This is a genomic window from Brunnivagina elsteri CCALA 953 (assembly GCF_002289455.1).
Lineage (GTDB): Bacteria > Cyanobacteriota > Cyanobacteriia > Cyanobacteriales > Nostocaceae > Brunnivagina > Brunnivagina elsteri.
Genome location: NZ_NTFS01000090.1, coordinates 1 through 18,037 on the forward strand (window position 1 = coordinate 1; position 18,037 = coordinate 18,037).

Below are 18,037 nucleotides of genomic sequence, written 5' to 3' on the forward strand. Positions count from 1 at the left end.
ATTGAGATGCTGAGTCCCAAGGGGACACGCTACGCGAACGTGCCTCAGCATGACATTTCGGGGTACTTTTCAAACATCCTCTTATTACCTTCTTTAAATCACCGCAATACATTCAATTTCAACTAATACATCTTTGGGTAATCTAGATACTTCCACACATGCACGTGCTGGTGCGGAATCTTCAGGAAAATATTTCGCATAAACAGTATTCATTGCCGCAAAATCATTCATATCCTTGAGGAAAACACCTGTTTTCACGACATTATTAAAAGTCGCACCAGCAGCAATAAGAATTGCTTCCAGATTTGCCATTACTTGTTCGGTTTGCTTCGTAATATCCCCATCACCAGTAATTGTCATACTTTGAGGATTGAGAGGGATTTGTCCAGCCACAAATATCATTTTTCCAGATGCGACTATGGCTTGATTGTATGGTCCAACTGGTGCTGGTGCATTATCTGTACGAATTACTTGATGTGTCATAGTAGTGTTGATTTTGAAGCGCTTCTAATTTATCCATTAGGCATTATCCCATTTGTTGGCTCTCCATCATTGAAACTCTGGAATGATTATCCAGTTTGTTCTATTTGATTAGAATATATTGAAAGCTCACTGCTAAAATTTAGCTGGTTGAATGTGGTGTTAAACCTAGTCTATCTTGAGAACTGTAGTTTTCCATAAAGACCTTGAGATTGCTACCCTGCCGGTAAGCGCGTTAGCTATTTCTGTAAGTAGCCGAAGAAGCGCGTCTACCTTACGTCGCAATGACGTATTTGAATCGCTAAAAAACTCCGGGTTTCATCATGGACGAGGTTTAGTAACATGGTATTAGCAAAACGGCTGTTGCTGGTTTCTGGTGGTGTGGTTTCCGCGATCGCGTTGGGTTTGTTGTTTGTGTGGTATCAGTTAACCCAGATGCCGACTAGTTTACAGTCTAAGCGATCGCATTCTCCCCAATCTTCTCAAGCTGCGGTAAAACCCACACCACAAACTGCTGAGGAAATCCAAAAGGAAAAAGAACGTGTTTTTACGAAAATTAGCAAGACTCTGGGAAAATTCCCGAATAGTCGTGGAGAAGTGAGATTAAATCAAGATGAGATGGATATTTTGGTGCGATCGCAATTTGTGGGAGATACTGTTAAGGATGCCAGTACTAGTATCGAAAATGGCAAGATGAAAATTAGTACTGTAGTGGATACGCAAGCGATCGCAAATGATTTGGGTGAAGGAAATCCAGCTAAATTAGCCCAAGCGTTATCAAAAATACCTGGAATTAAAGATAATTCTCTATATATTGAGGTTGAAGGAAAACCCATTATTAGCGACAACAGTAAGAATAAAATCGCGTTGGAAAATAATACTAGTTTCAAGTTAGGAAATTTCCCAGTGAGCATTTCCCAGTTGTCTCAATACACTGGAATTTCGGAAGTTTATTTAAAGGACAAAATCACCAGCAAAGGTATTTTAGTTCCAATTCAGATAGAGAATGTCAGGGTTGAAGGTGAAAGTATTATTATTCGTGGTTCGGCAACTGCTTGGTAAATTTATAGCGGTTCTTGGTTGCATCTAATACACTGAGATGAACTATATACCTCCCCTTGCTAAGGGGAGGTGCCACAGGCGGTGGGGTTAATTTTATTCATTTCCATATAAAATTGGTGTAATTCCTAATTCTTAGACGACCCATCGGGTAGTCTCTACCGAATTCCCAATCTGGGACGTATGCCGTAATTTCGATATTTAAAATAATCGCGTAAAATGTGATCGTGGTCAAAGCATAATTTATGGGATATCTCTGGAATTTGCCAAGGTTCAAAAACTCCCAGATTCTTCGCATCATCTCCAGCTTTGGGTTCCCCGATTGCGGTTGCGAGAAACACAATACTTAATGTGTGTTGGCGTGGGTCGCGTTCTGGGTCAGAATAAACTAGTAATTGTTCGATTAATTCCACCTGCAACCCCGTTTCTTCTTCGGCTTCGCGTTTTGCCGCAAATTCGACAGATTCGCCATAATCGACAAATCCACCAGGAATAGCCCATCCAAATGGTTCATTATGACGTTCAATTAAGACTATGGGACGATGAGCGCGATCGCAAAGTTCGATGATGATATCTACTGTTGGTGCTGGGTTTCGATACATATTAATTTGGGAATTGGTAATTGGGTATTATTATCTGTTGTTACGTTACTTCCTAATCTAAAATCTAAAATATTATGAAGACGTTCCACCGGAACGTCTCTACGAAAATCCAAAATCGAAAATCCAAAATCCAAAATCTAAAATCCAAATAATCCAAAATCTTGTAAAGACGTTTCGGTGAAACGTCTCTATGAAAATCTAAAATCCAAAATCCGAAATCTAAAATCTATGCCATTTCCTCGTTCCAGTGGTGTTTTATTACATCCAACCAGTTTCCCCAGTCGGTTTGGTGTTGGTGATTTGGGTGATGAAGCTTATAAGTTTATTGATTTTCTGAAAGAGAGTTTTCAACAATATTGGCAGGTTTTGCCATTAGGACCAACTGGTTATGGTAATTCTCCATATATGTCCTATTCTGCGATCGCAGGTAATCCATTACTTATCAGTCTCGATAAGTTGCAGGAAGAACATCTACTTGCTGAGTGGGATTTTGGGAATGTACCTAATTTTCCTACCCATCAAGTCGATTACAACCAAGCTATATCTTACAAAACTCATTTACTCAAATTAGCTTGTCAAAATTTTAAAAATCAAGCAGAACCGAAACAAAAGGAAAAATTTACTAAATTTTGTAAAGCAAAAGCTCATTGGTTGGATGATTATGCATTGTTTATGGCTTTGAAAGAAGCAAATCAAAATGCCAGTTGGTTTCAATGGGAAACAGGATTAGCAAAACGCAAACCTGAAAGTCTTGTAAAAGCGACTCAAGAACTGGCTGAAAATATTTTCTACCATAAATTCCTCCAATTCCAATTCTTCCATCAGTGGTCACAACTGAAAACCTACGCAAACGAGCAAGGGATCGAAATTATTGGCGATATTCCCATTTATGTAGCTCAAGACAGCGCTGATGTCTGGTCAAATCCCGAAATATTTTGCTTGGATGAGGAAACTGGAGAAGCAGCTTTAATGGCTGGTGTTCCCCCTGATTACTTTAGCGCTACAGGTCAACTTTGGGGAAATCCGGTTTACAACTGGAAGGCATTACAAAAACAAGACTTTAAATGGTGGATACAGCGCTTTGAAGCAATGCTAGATTATGTTGATATTATTCGTATTGACCATTTTCGCGGATTTGAGGCTTATTGGGCTGTCGAAAAAGGTGAAGAAACCGCAGAAAAGGGTAAATGGGTGACAGCTCCAGGAGATAAACTATTTGCAGCAATTCGCAAAAAGTTAGGCAAATTACCCGTTTTGGCTGAAGATTTAGGAATTATTACCCCAGAAGTTGAAGAATTACGCGATAAATACGAGTTTCCCGGAATGAAAGTACTGCAATTTGCTTTTGGTTCCGATCCTGGAAACCCATTTTTACCCTTTAACTACCAAAGAAATGCAGTAGTTTATACAGGAACCCATGATAATGATACGACTATTGGATGGTGGAATACTGCGAGTGATTGGGAAAAACGCAATCTCTGGATGTATTTAGGGTGTATAAGTAACGACGACATCCATTGGGATTTAATTCGCTTGGCATTTAGCGCGATCGCAAATCAAGCGATAACTCCACTACAGGATATTTTGGGTTTAGGAAATGAAGCACGAATGAATTTTCCGGGAAAACCAGAAGGTAACTGGGAATGGCGATATCACTCTGATACGTTAACGCCAGATTTAAGCGCAAAATTGAAAGATTTAACCATCCTCTACGGACGCGCACCACAAAAATAACCCCAAAAATATCACGGTTATCAAAAAATATTGTAGGGGCAAACGGTTGTTTGCCCTAATTTTATTTTATTTCTGGTAGAACCATATCACCTGAAAGGGTGGGGAATACCCCACCCCTACAATATTTATTGGTATTCCCTAAGAGCGAGTATTCGTCGCAACCGTAACTTGTTCAGCTTTACCAATTTCGCCCATTGGTTTAGGTTGCTCTTGATTGACGCTAACCATAACCCCACCTGCATTATCAGTTTTCACAGTTAATTGTGATTCTGCTTTCCAAGTACGATGACTACCTTGAGGCAAACGACCTTCAAATTCCGTTTTACCGTCAACTTCTACGCGAATCCATGATGAGTCTTTTACCACTACACCAACTTGTACCTGTTGGTTATTGAGGTTATTCCCTTGTTTATTACTTGCCGATTCTAAAGCAAATTGCTGGTTGGAATTAGATGCTTGTTTTCCAGCTTCTTTTCCAGACTCCGAATTAGTGGCAATAGTACTTGTATTTAAAACATGGGACAGGCTGCTGACAGAGCATACTATGATGCCAATGTAAAGTAAATACAAATGAGTTGGTCGTAGTTGCTGTGAATTACTTTTCCAATTCGGTTTGAGACTAACGGGGTTAACTTCCATCGGTAGTTGATTTGCCGTTTCCGCACCGTCTAAACCCAGTGCGTCGGCATATCTTCTAATTAAACCCCGAATATAAATAGGTTCTGGTAGATTTCCTAAATCAGCCTCTTCAATTGCTTCTACCAATTTACGAGCAATTTTTGTGTAGCTAACCACATCCTCAATCCCAAAACTATATCCTTCCCGTGTGGATTTTAGTTTTGCTCCGATTTCTGTGAGTGCTTGCTGTCTCTGTTCGTCAAATGAAGGGTTCAGTTGATCTACTTTTTTCTTTCGCAACCATTTCATTTTCTTTATTACTCCTTAACCCAGCAGAATCGTCAATAGGAACCAATCGAAATAGATAAATGCAAATTGCTAATCTCAAAATCTGTCAGGGAACGGTAGGAACCCTCTTTCAAAAAAGCCTGTCCTGGTGAATGTAATTTAATTTCACCGATCGCAGTACGATGTAATTTGATTACCGGATATCCCAAAATATCGGCAACGCGACGAATTTGGCGGTTACGTCCCTCCTTCAACACGATTTCTAAACTTGTTTGGTTTCCCAATCTTTTGATGACCCGCACCAAAGCTCTCCGTGTTTTTCTTCCATCAAGCATTACTCCCTGTCGCCATGTTTCTAACACATTTTCGGGAGGATGTCCTTCTACAAAAACACTATATGTTTTGGATATGCTATGGCGCGGATGGGTGAGATGATATGTCAGTTCCCCATCGTTTGTCAAAATTAATGCCCCTGTGGATTCAACATCAAGACGACCAACAGGGTGAATCCCTTGACCAGAACTTAATTCCTGGGGTAGCAAGTCTAAAACTGTTGGTCTTCCTTGGGGATCGTCGCAAGTCGAAACAACTCCAACTGGTTTATTTAGTAGTAAATATATTGATGCTGGACGTTCTGACATAGCAATCGGATTGCCATCAACGGTGATGGTGTCGCGCTGAGGATCGACTTTTTGTCCGACATGTGCCAATGTACCATTTATCCGTACTCGCGATTGCCGAATCATTTCTTCGGCTTGGCGACGGGAGGCAACTCCCCATTGGGATAGTACTTTTTGTAACCTAGCCTCCATCGGATTAATACTGAGTGTGAGTTAATGAGTGTTAAGTAAATAATATATGTTTTGCAATCTACTAAATAGATTCAGGTGTTACAGTTAAAAATTGTTTGATGACCCTTATTACATTAACTAAATTAGATATTTGTAGTTCGAGCAATAAAATGTCAGAAACCCATCCAGAAAAAACAAAAGCTTCCAGATTTCGTCTTGTTACCAGAGTGCTTAAAGGGGCACTCAAGCTTTTTTTGCGATCGCAAGTCAGCGATATCCAAGATTTAGAAATCGATATTCAAGCAAATGACAGGCAAATATTGAGTGGAACAATACCCAAACTATCTATTTTTGCTAACCGCGCAGTTTATCAAGGACTTCACCTCACGTCTATTCAACTGACTGCCGAAAATATCCGCGTCGATATTAGCTCTGTTCTCAAAGGTCAACCACTACGATTGTTAGAAGTTATACCAGTTACAGGCAGGCTAATTTTAGAGGAAAGTGACTTAAATGCTTCCCTCACATCAGCGTTATTATCTACAGCCTTAAATGATGCCCTGATAAAACTATTACCAGAGTTTAGCCCAAATTCCAAAATAATTATCTGGAAAAAAGTTATTCTTGACAAGAATCAATTGATACTATTCGCAAATCAGGATACTGACAGCGAAGCAATGCTCCAGTCACCTCTAAAAATTGGTATTGGTTTGGAATTACTGAGTAGCAATCAGTTAAAATTAACACTAGTTGACCACCCGTTCAATGAGTCGATTAGTTCCGAATTAGAAAAAGAACATTATTTCGACCTTGGTTGCGATGTTGAAATTGAGGATTTGGCAATAACCCCAGAAAAACTTATTTGTTACGGACAGATAAATGTCAATCCATAGAAATTCCTTTCCTCAAGGGTTAAGTAGACTACGTAAAGCGACTTCGTAGGAATATCGCTAACCAAAAGCCAAAAATATCAACTATCAAATTCAATTATATCTCTAATGGCAGTTGCGGAGGTTAAGATTTTGTTGTATGTGAATAATTCCAATCCAGAATTTTTGAGCGATAAGTTTCTGCTAGATTTGCCAATGGCTAGAAACTTACTTTAATAACGGTAATAAAAGCGTGACGAAATAGTAGACGATGGGAGCGGTAAAAATATAACTGTCGGTGCGGTCTAAAATACCACCATGTCCGGGAATTAATTGACCTGAATCTTTGACCCCAGCATCACGCTTGAGCATAGATTCTGTAAGGTCTCCCAACAAACTGGCAATCCCAATCAATAAGCCCAATGAAATACCAGTAAGTATATAATGTGACCAATTTAAGTAGTAAGCACCAATTGTTGCCACTATGACACTGCCAGCAATCCCAAATATGGCACCTTCAACAGTCTTTTTGGGACTGATATCAGACAAATGGGTTTTGCCAAAGTATTTACCAACAAAATAAGCACCAATATCGGCAGCCCAAATACATAAAAAAGCTAATATGGTGACGCATAAACCTTGGGGTATTGAATTTATGTGTAACCTTGTAAATAAATCACTCCAGGCAGAGGGAAAATACCCGTTTAATGGCAAATTTGCATATGTAGAGCTATCAATCCCACGCAATCGCACCCAGAAGCTTGGTAGATAGCCAGTATAAAACAAACCTAAAATCGAAGCAGAAATATCCGCAATGGTGGCGATTTTGGGTTGAAACAGCAGGTAAAAACAGATAAAAGTACCAGCAAGAGGTAGTACAGCATCAGCAAGGGTGACATTGACAGTAGAAATTGCCAATAGAGCCATGCTAAGAGCGAGGGTAGTTTTAGCAGCAGGTGCAATACCTTTAGCACGAACAAGGTCAAAAAACTCATTTTGACCGAGAAAAACAATAACTATATAGGTGAAAGTAAAATACCAACCTCCTAATAAGGTTGTTGTCAAGGCGATCGCGATCGCAATAATTCCGCTTATAATCCGAGTCCAAGGCATAATTATATTTTTGGATTTTGGATGTTTAATCTTGGATGTTCAATCTAGGGTATTTAATCTAGGTTAATCTAGAATATTAATCTAATTTCTCACCACTGAGGATAAATATAGGATCGACTGCGGCAAAAGTTCGGGAGAATCCGCGCATTTCCAAGCGGTTAACTGCGGATTGAACGACTTCGACATTTATTGCTCGTAATTCAGCAAGGCTTTGAGAAATCGTATACAGATTTTCTAGATTAGCAGCTGTGGCGACAACTCGTCCTGATGGGGGTAAATAACTCCATGCAGTTTGCATAATATCAGCGATCGCACGTCCTCCTTCGATGCAGATGCGATCGGGTTTTTGCTGTAAGTCGTGAAGGCATTCTGGTGCGATTCCTTCAATCACTTCGACATTTTTGACTTCAAAGCGATCGCAATTACGTCGAATCAAGTTTGCCACTTCTTCATCCCGTTCAATAGCGACAATTTTGCCTTGTGGACACAATAATCCCGCTTCTACCGGAATCGTTCCTGTTCCCGCACCAATATCCCACAGTACGGAGTCAGATTTTAGTCGTAATTGGGAAAGTAACTGCAAACGAATTTCGCGCTGACTTAGGGGAATACCTGGTAAATTCTCAAATAAATCATCTGGAATACCGGGAGTAACAAAAGACCAAAGTTTGGAAGTCATAATAAAAATTCAGAAATTTTTCTGAATATCAAACGGAGCTAATTCAATTGAACAAAAATATGCTTGGTATTTAAACCATTTTGGGGCAAATTTAGCTGATTTGACAATCTCCGCCCTATAAGGGCGAAGATTCTTCATTCATAGACCCAACTTGCTCATACAGGATTTCTCCAACATGAGTAGAGGTCGAATCTCCTGAAGCGTTCGGGTCTAAGACCCAAGTTCCCACATGACCTGCGGTACTCAAGGCTAATTCTAGAATATTAATAGCGGCGTTCCAATCTCTATCCAAGACAAATTCACATTCACAAGCATGGGTTCTTGGTCAACAAATTCGTGATTTAAAAATGAATGGGACTTATACAGGTGTCACAAAAGACTATGGATGTATCCGCGTCTATCTGCGTTTGAATCTATGAGAAGCCACAATCTATCTAATGCCGTTAATTAACTCAATAACTACTCGTCAAACCAGTTAGTAGTAAAATATACTTACCAATTTATTAACCAAAAAAGTTACTTCAATTCAACTTTATAAATCTCTCCAACAAAATCAAGATTATATAAGTATTATTTTTATCCCTATGTTCCTGACAAAACAAGTAATTACATCTGGGTAAAATAGCTTTATCATCAAATTGCAAACTCAATCGACTTACCCAATCATGAAAATAATCATCCAGACTATTGTATTTGCCACTAGCTTAACACTATTTTCCCCTGCAATCACCCCAAGTATAGCGACTACATCCGCACAAAAAAGAACAAATTTTAATCTAATTCGAGACAGTAAAGGAAATATTACAGAAATCAAGAATTTAACTATAGAGAATCAACGCTACAACGTTAAATTTATCTATGGAAGTTTTCGGGAAATCTATAACTCTAATATAGCACCAACATTTTGGCAAAAACCTGAAGCTGCAACCAAAGCAATCGATATAATCAACACAGCTTTAAATTCGCGCAAATCGACTTCCCCGAAACTGGGAGTAATTCCGACTAAATATGAATCAGTAAAATTTGCTGGAAGTGGCAATAGTTTCATCATTCCAGTTGCGAGCGATCGCACGGTTCGCGAGTACGGTCATCAACGTACCGAAAATACATATATAAATGGGGTTTTAAGCAGTTTTGAGAATCAGAAAAAAACTTGGATTAAAGATTCATTTGTAGAATTTTCTTTAACTCCAGATACAACTTTTACTTATGTTCAATTAAACCCCATAAATTCCGTCAATAATTTAAATATTCCTGAAAAAAGAAAGTAGGAAATATCTGTAATTTAGTTGTACTAATTGTAGATTGAGTTTAGCGAATGATTAATATGTAAAAAATTATACAACCTCAGCTTTGCTGTTGTTGGATACTATACTGTGTATGTTTTTTTTTAAGCGATCGCAGTACAGTTTGCAATCTGGAACCCTCCTCAAAAACCTTAAAAAGATGTACCATGTTTCTTTGTTTAAGGTATTATGGTTGTACGATGCGAATACTGTTTCTCAATAACTGTCCAACCGATTTGCTGTGGAGTGAATGGTTAGAGAAAAAGTCACCAGGACAACATCTGTGGGGAGTAAATCATTTATTCGAGCATGGTATTTATGTTGATGTTTTACCTTACAGTAAATACGAATTCTTAAAGAAAATTAGTAATAAAATTAAACTTCTGGGAGACTTAGACCAACAACTAAGAACAATACCACATTTGAGTAAGTATGATGCAGTGTATTGTGGTTGTCAACACGACACACTAGTATTAGGATTGATGAAAAGACTGGGGTTGATTCGTGTTCCCATCGCCATAATTGTACATCATTGCATCAAACCCATTTTTAGGAACAAATTGTTGTTTAACTTATTTTATAGCAGCAATGATAAATTTATTTGTCTGAATGAGATTGTACGCCATCAATTAATTGACGATTTCCACATATCCCCGGAAAAAGTAACAATGTTAGAATGGGGAGTTGATACTGATTTTTATGATTTAGATACTGACAAAATTTCTCCCCAGGAAACACCATTTATAATTACTGCGGGACGAACCTTGCGGGATTTTAACACTTTAGTCGAAGCATTTACTAATAGTCCCTACCATCTGAAAATATATTGTACTGAAGATGCGGAACCAACTATAGAAAATATTCCTCCTAATGTAAATATCTACAGCCAAAAAAAATTGATATCATCGCGAGAAATTCTCCCAGAATATCAAAAATCCTTCGCCATTGCTGTACCGATGCTGGAGAAAAAAGAGCAACTGATTGGCTTAACAAGTTTATTGGATGGGATGGCAGTTGGTAAACCAATTATTATGACACGCAATCAGCTTGTAAATATCGATATTGAGAAAGAAAATATTGGTATTTGGGTAGAACCCGGTGATGTCCAAGGTTGGAAAAATGCGATCGCATATCTATTCGAGCATCCAGAAGAAGCCAAAGCAATGGGTAAAAGAGCCAAGAAATTATGCGAAACTAAGTACAATACCCGCATTTTTGCCACAAAATTAGCCTGTGTGTTAAATGATATCCCAACAAAAAAAATAACTATTCCATCGGTTTAGTGTTGGGTTGGAGAAAATCTCAAGAACCGATAGAATAACCATCCCAGATAAGTTTGAGTTTATAGTTATTAGAGGATAATTTACAGGTAATCCCAATGTTTGGACTTGGATGGACGGAAATCGCCGTAATTGGTATAGTCGCACTACTCGTTTTTGGACCAAAAAAAATCCCCGAACTAGGTACCGCACTGGGAAAAACCCTACGTGGGTTCAAAGAAGAATTAAATAATCCCAGTGAGGAAACCAGTCAGGAGCAACAAAAAGAAGACGAATAGTCATTTTCGACATACTCAGAGGGCTAAAGCCTCGCGAAAACACTTGACGCTTAAAGATCGAAGTGAACGATGGAGCTTGAATCCCATTAATTCTGGTCATTTGTCATTGGTCATTGGTTAGTAACATAAAAACAAATGATAAATGACAAATGATAACGAACAAATCAACTACAGTCGATTTACAACTGTTGTTGGAGAAACTCCAATTTGAGAGGAATCACCAGAATTTGTAGATTGATTTTGCTGTTGTAGTTCTTCTTTGACAACACCACGGGCTTTAATCAACTTAATTGCACGGGTAATGCTTTCTGGTAAAATTACCACCAAACTGTTGTCAGGTGCGGAGTCTAATGCTTTGTTAATTGCTTGGGTTTCGTCGAGTATCATTTCGTAACTTAAGTCTGGCTTAACTTGCTTGATACCCTTCGAGATTAACTCAGCAGCAGAACCACGTGCCCTTCCCCGCGTATCATCATCTTCTTTGACGATTATTTTCTCAAAAATACCCGCAGCGAGTTTACCCAAAGTCACAAAATCTTCGTCCCGTCTGTCTCCTGGACCGCCAACAACACCGATGCGCTGTCCTGAGTTCCAATTTTTAACAAACGAACCTAAAGCTTCATAACTGTGGGGGTTATGGGCATAGTCAACCAATGCATGGTAATTCCCCAAGTTAAACAAGTTCATCCGCCCTGGTGTTTGGCTCACCGAAGCGCGGAATGTGTTTAAACCAGCACGAATTTGCTCAATGGTGACATTCTGGACAAATGCCGCTAACGATGCCGCTAAAGCATTCGCAATCATAAACGGCGCACGTCCCCCCATTGTCAGGGGAATATTTTCGACTTTCTCAATCCGGTGCGTCCAGTCGCCCTTCAAGATGGAAATATAGCCATTTTCATATAACGCAGCAACTCCACCCTTTTGAATATGGTCGCGTACTAGTTGCGAGTCACTATTCATCGTGAAGTAGGCAATATTTGCCTTGGTTTTCTCAGCCATTGCGGCAACACGGGGGTCATCGGCATTTAAAACCGCATAACCATCGGGATATACAGCTTCGGCGACTACACTCTTGAGGTGTCCCAGTTGGTCGATGTTGTCGATATCACCCAAACCCAAGTGGTCTGCGGCAACATTTAAGACTACACCAACATTTGACGATTCAAAAGCTAAACCACAACGGAGGATACCACCACGGGCTGTTTCCAAGACAGCAACCTGGACTGTTGGGTCTTGGAGAATCAACTGAGCGCTTTGGGGTCCGGTGTTGTCACCTGACTCAACTAAGTATTCCCCAACATAAGTACCGTCAGTGGTCGTATAACCAATAACCTTACCTGTCTGTCGGAAAATATGTGCCAGCAGGCGGGTTGTAGTCGTTTTGCCATTTGTGCCCGTAACACTGAGAATAGGAACACGACTTGCCTGTTCGTTTTTGAATAACATATCAACCACTGCACCAGCCACATTCCGGGATGTGCCGTAGCTAGGGGAGATGTGCATTCGGAAACCTGGTGCAGCATTGACTTCGACAATTACCCCATCGGTTTCCCGTACCGGACGGCTAATGTCGTTGGTAACAACATCAATGCCTGCGATATCTAAGCCGATAGTTTTGACGATGCGTTGTGCCATCCAGACGTTTTCTGGGTGAATTTCGTCGGTTCGGTCAACGGCAATACCACCAGTACTGAGGTTGGCAGTTGCTCGCAAATAACAAGTTTTATCTTTGGGTAAAATGCTGCTGAGGGTTAGACCTTGCCGTTCGAGTAATTGGTAACTGGTACGGTCTAATTCGATTTTGGTAAGAACCGATTCGTGCCCTTCGCCGCGATTGGGGTCACTGTTAGTATCTTCGACGAGTTCTGCGATCGTTGACTTGCCATCACCAACAACATGTGCTGGCACGCGCTCGGCAACGGCAACAACTTTACCATCAACCACTAACACCCGATGGTCGCGTCCCGTGTAGTATTTTTCGATAATTACACCACGGGAAACTTGTCTCGCTGCATCATAAGCTGATTCGGCTTCACTCCAACTACGAATATCGATGGTGATACCGCGTCCATGATTGCCGTCTACAGGCTTGATCACGATTGGATAGCCACCGACATATTCGATCGCTTCTTCCAAATCGTCGAGGAAATTGATCACACTACCTCTAGGAACTGGAACTCCGGCAGCAGCCAAGATGCGTTTTGTTGCTTCTTTATCGCAAGCCAGTTCTACTCCCAGGATGCCTGTATTGTTCGTCATAGTCGCTTGGATGCGCTTCTGACTTGCACCGTAGCCCAATTGGATCAGGAAACGGGCATCAAGGGTCATCCAAGGAATACCTTTTTTCTCGGCTTCCTTGACAATTGCTTCGGTGGAAGGTCCTAGGGCTGAGTCGCGGGCAAAATCGCGCAAGTCTTGTAAGTCTTGCTCTAATTCGGCTTGGGGATAGCGACCTCGGTCAGCAATACTTTGGCACAAGCGTACTGCTGCGCGTCCTGCATAGCGTCCGGCTTCCTCGTTCTCGTACTCGAATACAACCTGGTAGATTCCTGGCGTGCCAGTTTCGCGGGTACGACCGAAGGCTGCGGGCATACCTACCAGTTCTTGTAATTCCAAGGCAACATGTTCGATGATGTGACCCATCATTGTGCCTTCTTTGACTCGCATTAGGAAACCACCACGACAGCCAGGCGAACAATAGTGACCCTCCAGACTTGGCAGCGCCTCAACTAATCCTTCGTAAAAACCGGGGATTTCATTCGAGGGCGACTCGGCGAGGTTCTCTAAATCGAGGCGCATGACTATCAACTTGTGGCGTCTAATGCTCCAATAGTTGGGACCGCGTAAGGTCTGGATTTTGAGGATTCTCATGGGAATAGGTAGATGGAGATTCGGAGTCTTTTCTAGTTTCTTACTGGAATTGACCGCTTAACTGTTTTTTTAAAACAGTTTTTTCTTCTTACATCGTATTATTCTCACTTTTTCTAGTGCAAGGTAGTAATTAGCGGTCAACTCAGTGTAACCGCAGACACAAAATTCCGCCAGATGGAATTTTTCAGCTAGAGATTAGTGAGAATTACCTAAACATTAGCTAGAGGTTAGTTAGAAATACGATAGTTAGCTGGTAAGGCGGTGCGCTGGTAGAGGTGGTATCTGTCGCCGTGGCTGAGGATGTGCATCCGCATATTGTGGATGGTCAACGGTTCGGTAGCGCCGACGTTAGGTTCGTTGGTGTGGGTAACTTCGGTGGGGTCAACGACTGTAACGCTACCTTTCCCAAAGACTTGCATCCAGCCATCTTTCTCAAACATAGCGCATGTGTCCTCATCGATGCCAATGCCAATGCGGTCGGGGTGAGATGCGATCGCACTGACTAATCTCACCATCCGGTTACGGTTGTGAAAATGCTGGTCAACAATCACTTCGGGGATTAACCCCAAACCCGTTGCCATATCCACCAGAGAACGGTTAGGAGACTCTCCTGAACCACCTCCAGCTATCATGTGGTGTCCCATGACCGCAGCCCCGGCAGAAGTTCCTGCTAGGGTCAATTCCCCGGAACGTACCCGTTGGCGAATTATTTCCATTACCGACGTATCAGATAACACGCCGCATAATCGAAGTTGATCGCCCCCTGTTAAAAAAACTCCTGTACAATTTGCGAGGGATTCCTTGAAATTTGGGTCTTCACATTGTTCGCGATCGCGGATATCTAAAAGCTCAACTTTGCTGGCACCCATTTCCTCAAAAATGCGGATATAGCGCCCGCCAATTATACCGGGTTCGCGGGAAGCCGACGGGATAATGGTAATGTGAGCATCGTTAGCACCTGAACGGGCTACAAAAGTCCGCAAAATTTCGCGTCCGTGAACCTTATCCTCAGCGCCTCCAATTACGAGAACGGCGGTTTTAGTTGCTTGGGGTGTCGTCATTTCCAGCCATTTAGCCTTTAATTGCCGCATTGTGTTTCTCCTGTCAACAACTTCAGGTGAATTAAACAAGTTATGCAAGCTTTAATCTATGATTTCTGCTTCACTTTTTTAAAGGACACTTTTAGCATTTATGTAAATTGGTAATTTATAAAGATTACCAAATTCCACTTCACGCTAAGATGCTTAGATGCAAAGCAGCTTTTCGGTAGACATCGTTTCTTGATTTAGTCTCGATGTTATTGTCCAAAGCTTAACGTCTTGATCTTCACCTGTCGATTTTTCCAGACTGACAAAGCACTGCTTGGGGGGAAGCAGGACTGGAAACGCCTTATTCTGGAACCAGTTTGATGCATCCTGGAAGTTGTTAACCTAGTTAGTCTATTAATTTAAATGTAGATTTGACAATATTTAAACATAAATTTAAGTAATTAGAAAAACTTTTGTTTTGAGCAAGAATCAACGATTTGTCCTACTTTTAGACAACCTCGACTGCATATGCATGTGTCTAACAGAACATCGAATGCTCGTTTTTTCGATATTCCAATTTATTTAACAATAGTGTCCTTGAATACGAAATACTGTGCGCTTTGATATAGTTACGCTCTTTCCTGACTGTTTTACTTCCGTTCTCAATTCGGGGCTGTTGAGTAAAGCCTTAGCCAAGCAGATTGCCCAAGTGAATCTGGTTAACCCAAGGGATTTTACTCACGATAAGCACCGCAAGGTGGATGATGAACCCTACGGTGGGGGAGTCGGAATGCTGATGAAGCCGGAACCGATATTCGCCGCAGTGGAGTCGCTGCCGATTTTACCGCGAAGGGAAATAATTTTAATGAGTCCTCAAGGACAAACTATCGATCAGCCTTTGTTACGCGAATTATCAACAAATTACAACCAATTGATTGTGATTTGCGGACATTACGAGGGTGTTGATGAACGTGTGTTGCAAATAGTCACCCGTGAAGTTTCGTTAGGAGACTTTATTTTGACAGGTGGCGAAATTCCGGCGATGGCATTGATTAACGGTGTCACCCGTCTACTTCCTGGTACAGTTGGCAAAGTCGAATCTTTAAAAATTGAGAGTTTTGAGTCCGGTTTACTCGATTATCCCCAATATACCCGTCCTGCTAATTTCCGGGGTTGGAACGTGCCAGATGTGCTTCTTTCCGGCAATCATCCTGCGATCGCAAAGTGGCGACTTGAACAACAAATCGAACGCACTCGCAAACGTCGTCCCGATTTACTGGAAGCTTGGGAAAAGGAAAATGATAGTAATTCCTAGTTCAGAATTCTTAATTCCTAATCCCAAATACTAGGCTGTTGACTTTGTGATAAATCCCACGAAAAATTATCATGCCAGGGAATAAATTCCCCGTCTAAAAGCTAAAGTCCTCTAAAGAGGACTAAATAATAGGCTTTTCACGGCTTAACAATTATTTGATAAAGTCAACAACCTACCACAATCCCCAATTCCCAATCCCCAATTCCCAATCCCCATTAACTAATATGTCAATCCGCATTGGTAACGGCTACGATATCCATCGTTTAACAACTGACAGAAAATTAATTCTCGGTGGTGTAGAAATTTCCCATGAACTTGGTTTACTCGGACATAGTGATGCTGATGTACTCACACACGCGATTATGGACGCGATGTTGGGTGCTTTATCTCTAGGTGATATTGGACATTATTTTCCCCCAACTGACCCAAAATGGGAAGGTGCTGATAGTTTGGTGTTGCTGAGTCAGGTTAATCAGCTTGTTCTGGATAAAGGCTGGAAAATTGTCAATATTGATACGGTGGTTGTTGCCGAACGTCCCAAATTAAAGCCCCATATTGAGAAAATGCGGGAAAAGATTGCTGGGGTACTGCAATTAGAGTGCGATCGCGTTGGTGTGAAAGCGACTACTAATGAAAAATTGGATGCTGTTGGACGGGAAGAAGGGATTTGTGCTTATGCTGTGGTTTTACTTGAGACTAAGTAGTTAGTAATAGTTAGCCTAGTGAAAATTTTGGAAAACTTTGCGATCGTAAAATCATCGCTATTATTACCAATAGCAGCAACTTAAATCACTGCTTCGATTTAGTTAATTTATTTAGGTCAGGAATTTCAAGATATGCAAACTTCAATTAGAGAGGATTTACCCCATCCAGATTTAGTAGCTTTAGACAAAAACAAACAAATTATTCTTGTTGCTGAAGTGAAGGCATTTTCTTCAGCTTTCACTAACCCAAGTATTAGAAGTGGGGGGATAAAACAATTACTGATTTTTTTGGGCGAAATTAATAATATAGTGCCTTATCTTATGTTGGTTGACACAACTAATATTTTAATTTATCGCTGGAATGGTAATAGTATATCAGAACCAATTCTGAATTTGAAAACTGTGGATGTTTTGAGCTATTATGAACCAGAATTCAATCAAAAGCAGATATTTAGCTTATATCTAACAGGTTTAATCGAAGCTTGGATTAGTGATTTTTGCTATCACTGGAAGTCTGAATTTCCACCTGCATATCAAGAACTTTCAGAAATTGGTTTGATGGAAAAACTAGAAGGTGGTATTACCGAGCCTTAAATAAAAAATGAGAGTGCTACTTTACATTGAAACAAATTTTATCATGGCTATTGCTAAAGGACAAGATGAATTAGCAGAAGATTTACTAAACAACTTACCTACAAATATTAATTTGCTAATTCCGAATATTTGTTTTGTCGAAGCTTTAACAACATTGGAACAAGAAAATAAATATGATAATAAGTTTATTCACTCTTTAAATATACAAGTAAATGAAGCAGAAAGAGATAATACTTCAGGAAATGCCAAACTTGTAGTGAGTCATTTAAAACAAGCAAAAATTAGTTTTCTCAAAAATAAAAACGACACTCGATTACGTTTTAATAGTACATTTCATCTATTGTGTGAGCGAGCAGAAATCATTGAATTCAATACAAAAACTTTATTGGAATGCCTGAAAGAAGGGATTTTAGAGAATCATATTTTAGACAAAATTATATTAAAC

17 protein-coding genes and 1 pseudogene are annotated in these 18,037 nt (G+C 40.4%); 10 read left to right on the forward strand and 8 right to left on the reverse strand.

What is annotated here, in order from left to right:
- Positions 1-93: 93 nt before the first annotated feature.
- Positions 94-483: a RidA family protein gene (locus CK510_RS10400; RefSeq protein ID WP_095721635.1), complete on the reverse strand. Its 390-nt coding sequence runs from the start codon at positions 481-483 to the stop codon at positions 94-96.
- Between the two features lie 339 nt (positions 484-822).
- Between CK510_RS10400 and CK510_RS10405 the strand changes: the two genes are divergently transcribed.
- Complete coding sequence (locus tag CK510_RS10405; protein ID WP_095721636.1) at positions 823-1,542, forward strand: hypothetical protein; 720 nt, start codon at positions 823-825, stop codon at positions 1,540-1,542.
- Positions 1,543-1,697: 155 nt separating this feature from the next.
- On the opposite strand, the gene CK510_RS10410 is transcribed toward CK510_RS10405, so the two are convergent.
- Positions 1,698-2,141: an NUDIX domain-containing protein gene (locus CK510_RS10410; protein WP_095721637.1), complete on the reverse strand. Its 444-nt coding sequence runs from the start codon at positions 2,139-2,141 to the stop codon at positions 1,698-1,700.
- Positions 2,142-2,369: 228 nt separating this feature from the next.
- Between CK510_RS10410 and malQ the strand changes: the two genes are divergently transcribed.
- The gene (gene malQ / locus CK510_RS10415) at positions 2,370-3,875 is read left to right on the forward strand and encodes a 4-alpha-glucanotransferase (RefSeq protein WP_095721638.1); all 1,506 of its coding nucleotides are present in this window, start codon (positions 2,370-2,372) and stop codon (positions 3,873-3,875) included.
- Positions 3,876-4,013: 138 nt separating this feature from the next.
- On the opposite strand, the gene CK510_RS10420 is transcribed toward malQ, so the two are convergent.
- Positions 4,014-4,802 (reverse strand): helix-turn-helix domain-containing protein, encoded by a 789-nt coding sequence (locus CK510_RS10420; protein ID WP_095721639.1) that lies wholly within the window; start codon positions 4,800-4,802, stop codon positions 4,014-4,016.
- Between the two features lie 32 nt (positions 4,803-4,834).
- Positions 4,835-5,593, reverse strand: coding sequence for a pseudouridine synthase (locus CK510_RS10425; RefSeq protein WP_095721640.1), 759 nt, complete (start codon positions 5,591-5,593; stop codon positions 4,835-4,837).
- Positions 5,594-5,691: 98 nt separating this feature from the next.
- On the opposite strand from CK510_RS10425, the gene CK510_RS10430 reads away from it, so the two are divergent.
- Complete coding sequence (locus CK510_RS10430; protein WP_342745950.1) at positions 5,692-6,465, forward strand: LmeA family phospholipid-binding protein; 774 nt, start codon at positions 5,692-5,694, stop codon at positions 6,463-6,465.
- Positions 6,466-6,669: 204 nt separating this feature from the next.
- On the opposite strand, the gene CK510_RS10435 is transcribed toward CK510_RS10430, so the two are convergent.
- Complete coding sequence (locus CK510_RS10435; RefSeq protein ID WP_095721641.1) at positions 6,670-7,554, reverse strand: phosphatidate cytidylyltransferase; 885 nt, start codon at positions 7,552-7,554, stop codon at positions 6,670-6,672.
- A gap of 76 nt (positions 7,555-7,630) precedes the next feature.
- Complete coding sequence (gene cbiT / locus CK510_RS10440) at positions 7,631-8,233, reverse strand: precorrin-6Y C5,15-methyltransferase subunit CbiT (protein WP_095721642.1); 603 nt, start codon at positions 8,231-8,233, stop codon at positions 7,631-7,633.
- A 665-nt stretch (positions 8,234-8,898) separates the two neighbouring features.
- Between cbiT and CK510_RS10450 the strand changes: the two genes are divergently transcribed.
- The 3 genes from CK510_RS10450 (at position 8,899) to CK510_RS10460 (ending at position 11,077) form a co-directional block, all read left to right on the forward strand.
- Positions 8,899-9,504, forward strand: a complete 606-nt coding sequence (locus tag CK510_RS10450) for a hypothetical protein (protein ID WP_095721643.1) — start codon at positions 8,899-8,901, stop codon at positions 9,502-9,504.
- Between the two features lie 215 nt (positions 9,505-9,719).
- Positions 9,720-10,802, forward strand: coding sequence for a glycosyltransferase family 4 protein (locus CK510_RS10455; protein WP_158224876.1), 1,083 nt, complete (start codon positions 9,720-9,722; stop codon positions 10,800-10,802).
- A 95-nt stretch (positions 10,803-10,897) separates the two neighbouring features.
- A complete protein-coding gene (locus tag CK510_RS10460; protein ID WP_095721645.1) occupies positions 10,898-11,077 on the forward strand; it encodes a Sec-independent protein translocase subunit TatA/TatB in 180 nt (59 codons plus the stop codon).
- Between the two features lie 168 nt (positions 11,078-11,245).
- Here CK510_RS10460 and cphA read toward each other — a convergent pair whose 3' ends face one another.
- Together cphA and CK510_RS10470 are read right to left on the reverse strand one after the other, a co-directional pair.
- On the reverse strand, positions 11,246-13,951 hold the full coding sequence (gene cphA, locus CK510_RS10465) for a cyanophycin synthetase (protein ID WP_095721646.1): 2,706 nt from the start codon (positions 13,949-13,951) through the stop codon (positions 11,246-11,248).
- A gap of 227 nt (positions 13,952-14,178) precedes the next feature.
- Positions 14,179-15,042 carry a cyanophycinase gene (locus CK510_RS10470; RefSeq protein ID WP_095721647.1) on the reverse strand — a complete coding sequence of 288 codons (864 nt, stop codon included), beginning with the start codon at positions 15,040-15,042 and terminating at the stop codon, positions 14,179-14,181.
- Between the two features lie 550 nt (positions 15,043-15,592).
- Here CK510_RS10470 and trmD point away from each other — a divergent pair.
- From trmD to CK510_RS10490, 4 genes and pseudogenes are all read left to right on the forward strand, one after another.
- Positions 15,593-16,294 (forward strand): tRNA (guanosine(37)-N1)-methyltransferase TrmD, encoded by a 702-nt coding sequence (trmD, locus tag CK510_RS10475; RefSeq protein ID WP_095721648.1) that lies wholly within the window; start codon positions 15,593-15,595, stop codon positions 16,292-16,294.
- 224 nt (positions 16,295-16,518) lie between these two features.
- Entirely contained in the window at positions 16,519-16,998 is a 480-nt protein-coding gene (gene ispF / locus CK510_RS10480; protein ID WP_095721649.1) for a 2-C-methyl-D-erythritol 2,4-cyclodiphosphate synthase, read from the forward strand.
- A 132-nt stretch (positions 16,999-17,130) separates the two neighbouring features.
- A complete protein-coding gene (locus CK510_RS10485; protein ID WP_095721650.1) occupies positions 17,131-17,592 on the forward strand; it encodes a hypothetical protein in 462 nt (153 codons plus the stop codon).
- Between the two features lie 43 nt (positions 17,593-17,635).
- A pseudogene (locus CK510_RS10490) lies at positions 17,636-18,037 on the forward strand (hypothetical protein); the annotation flags it as partial.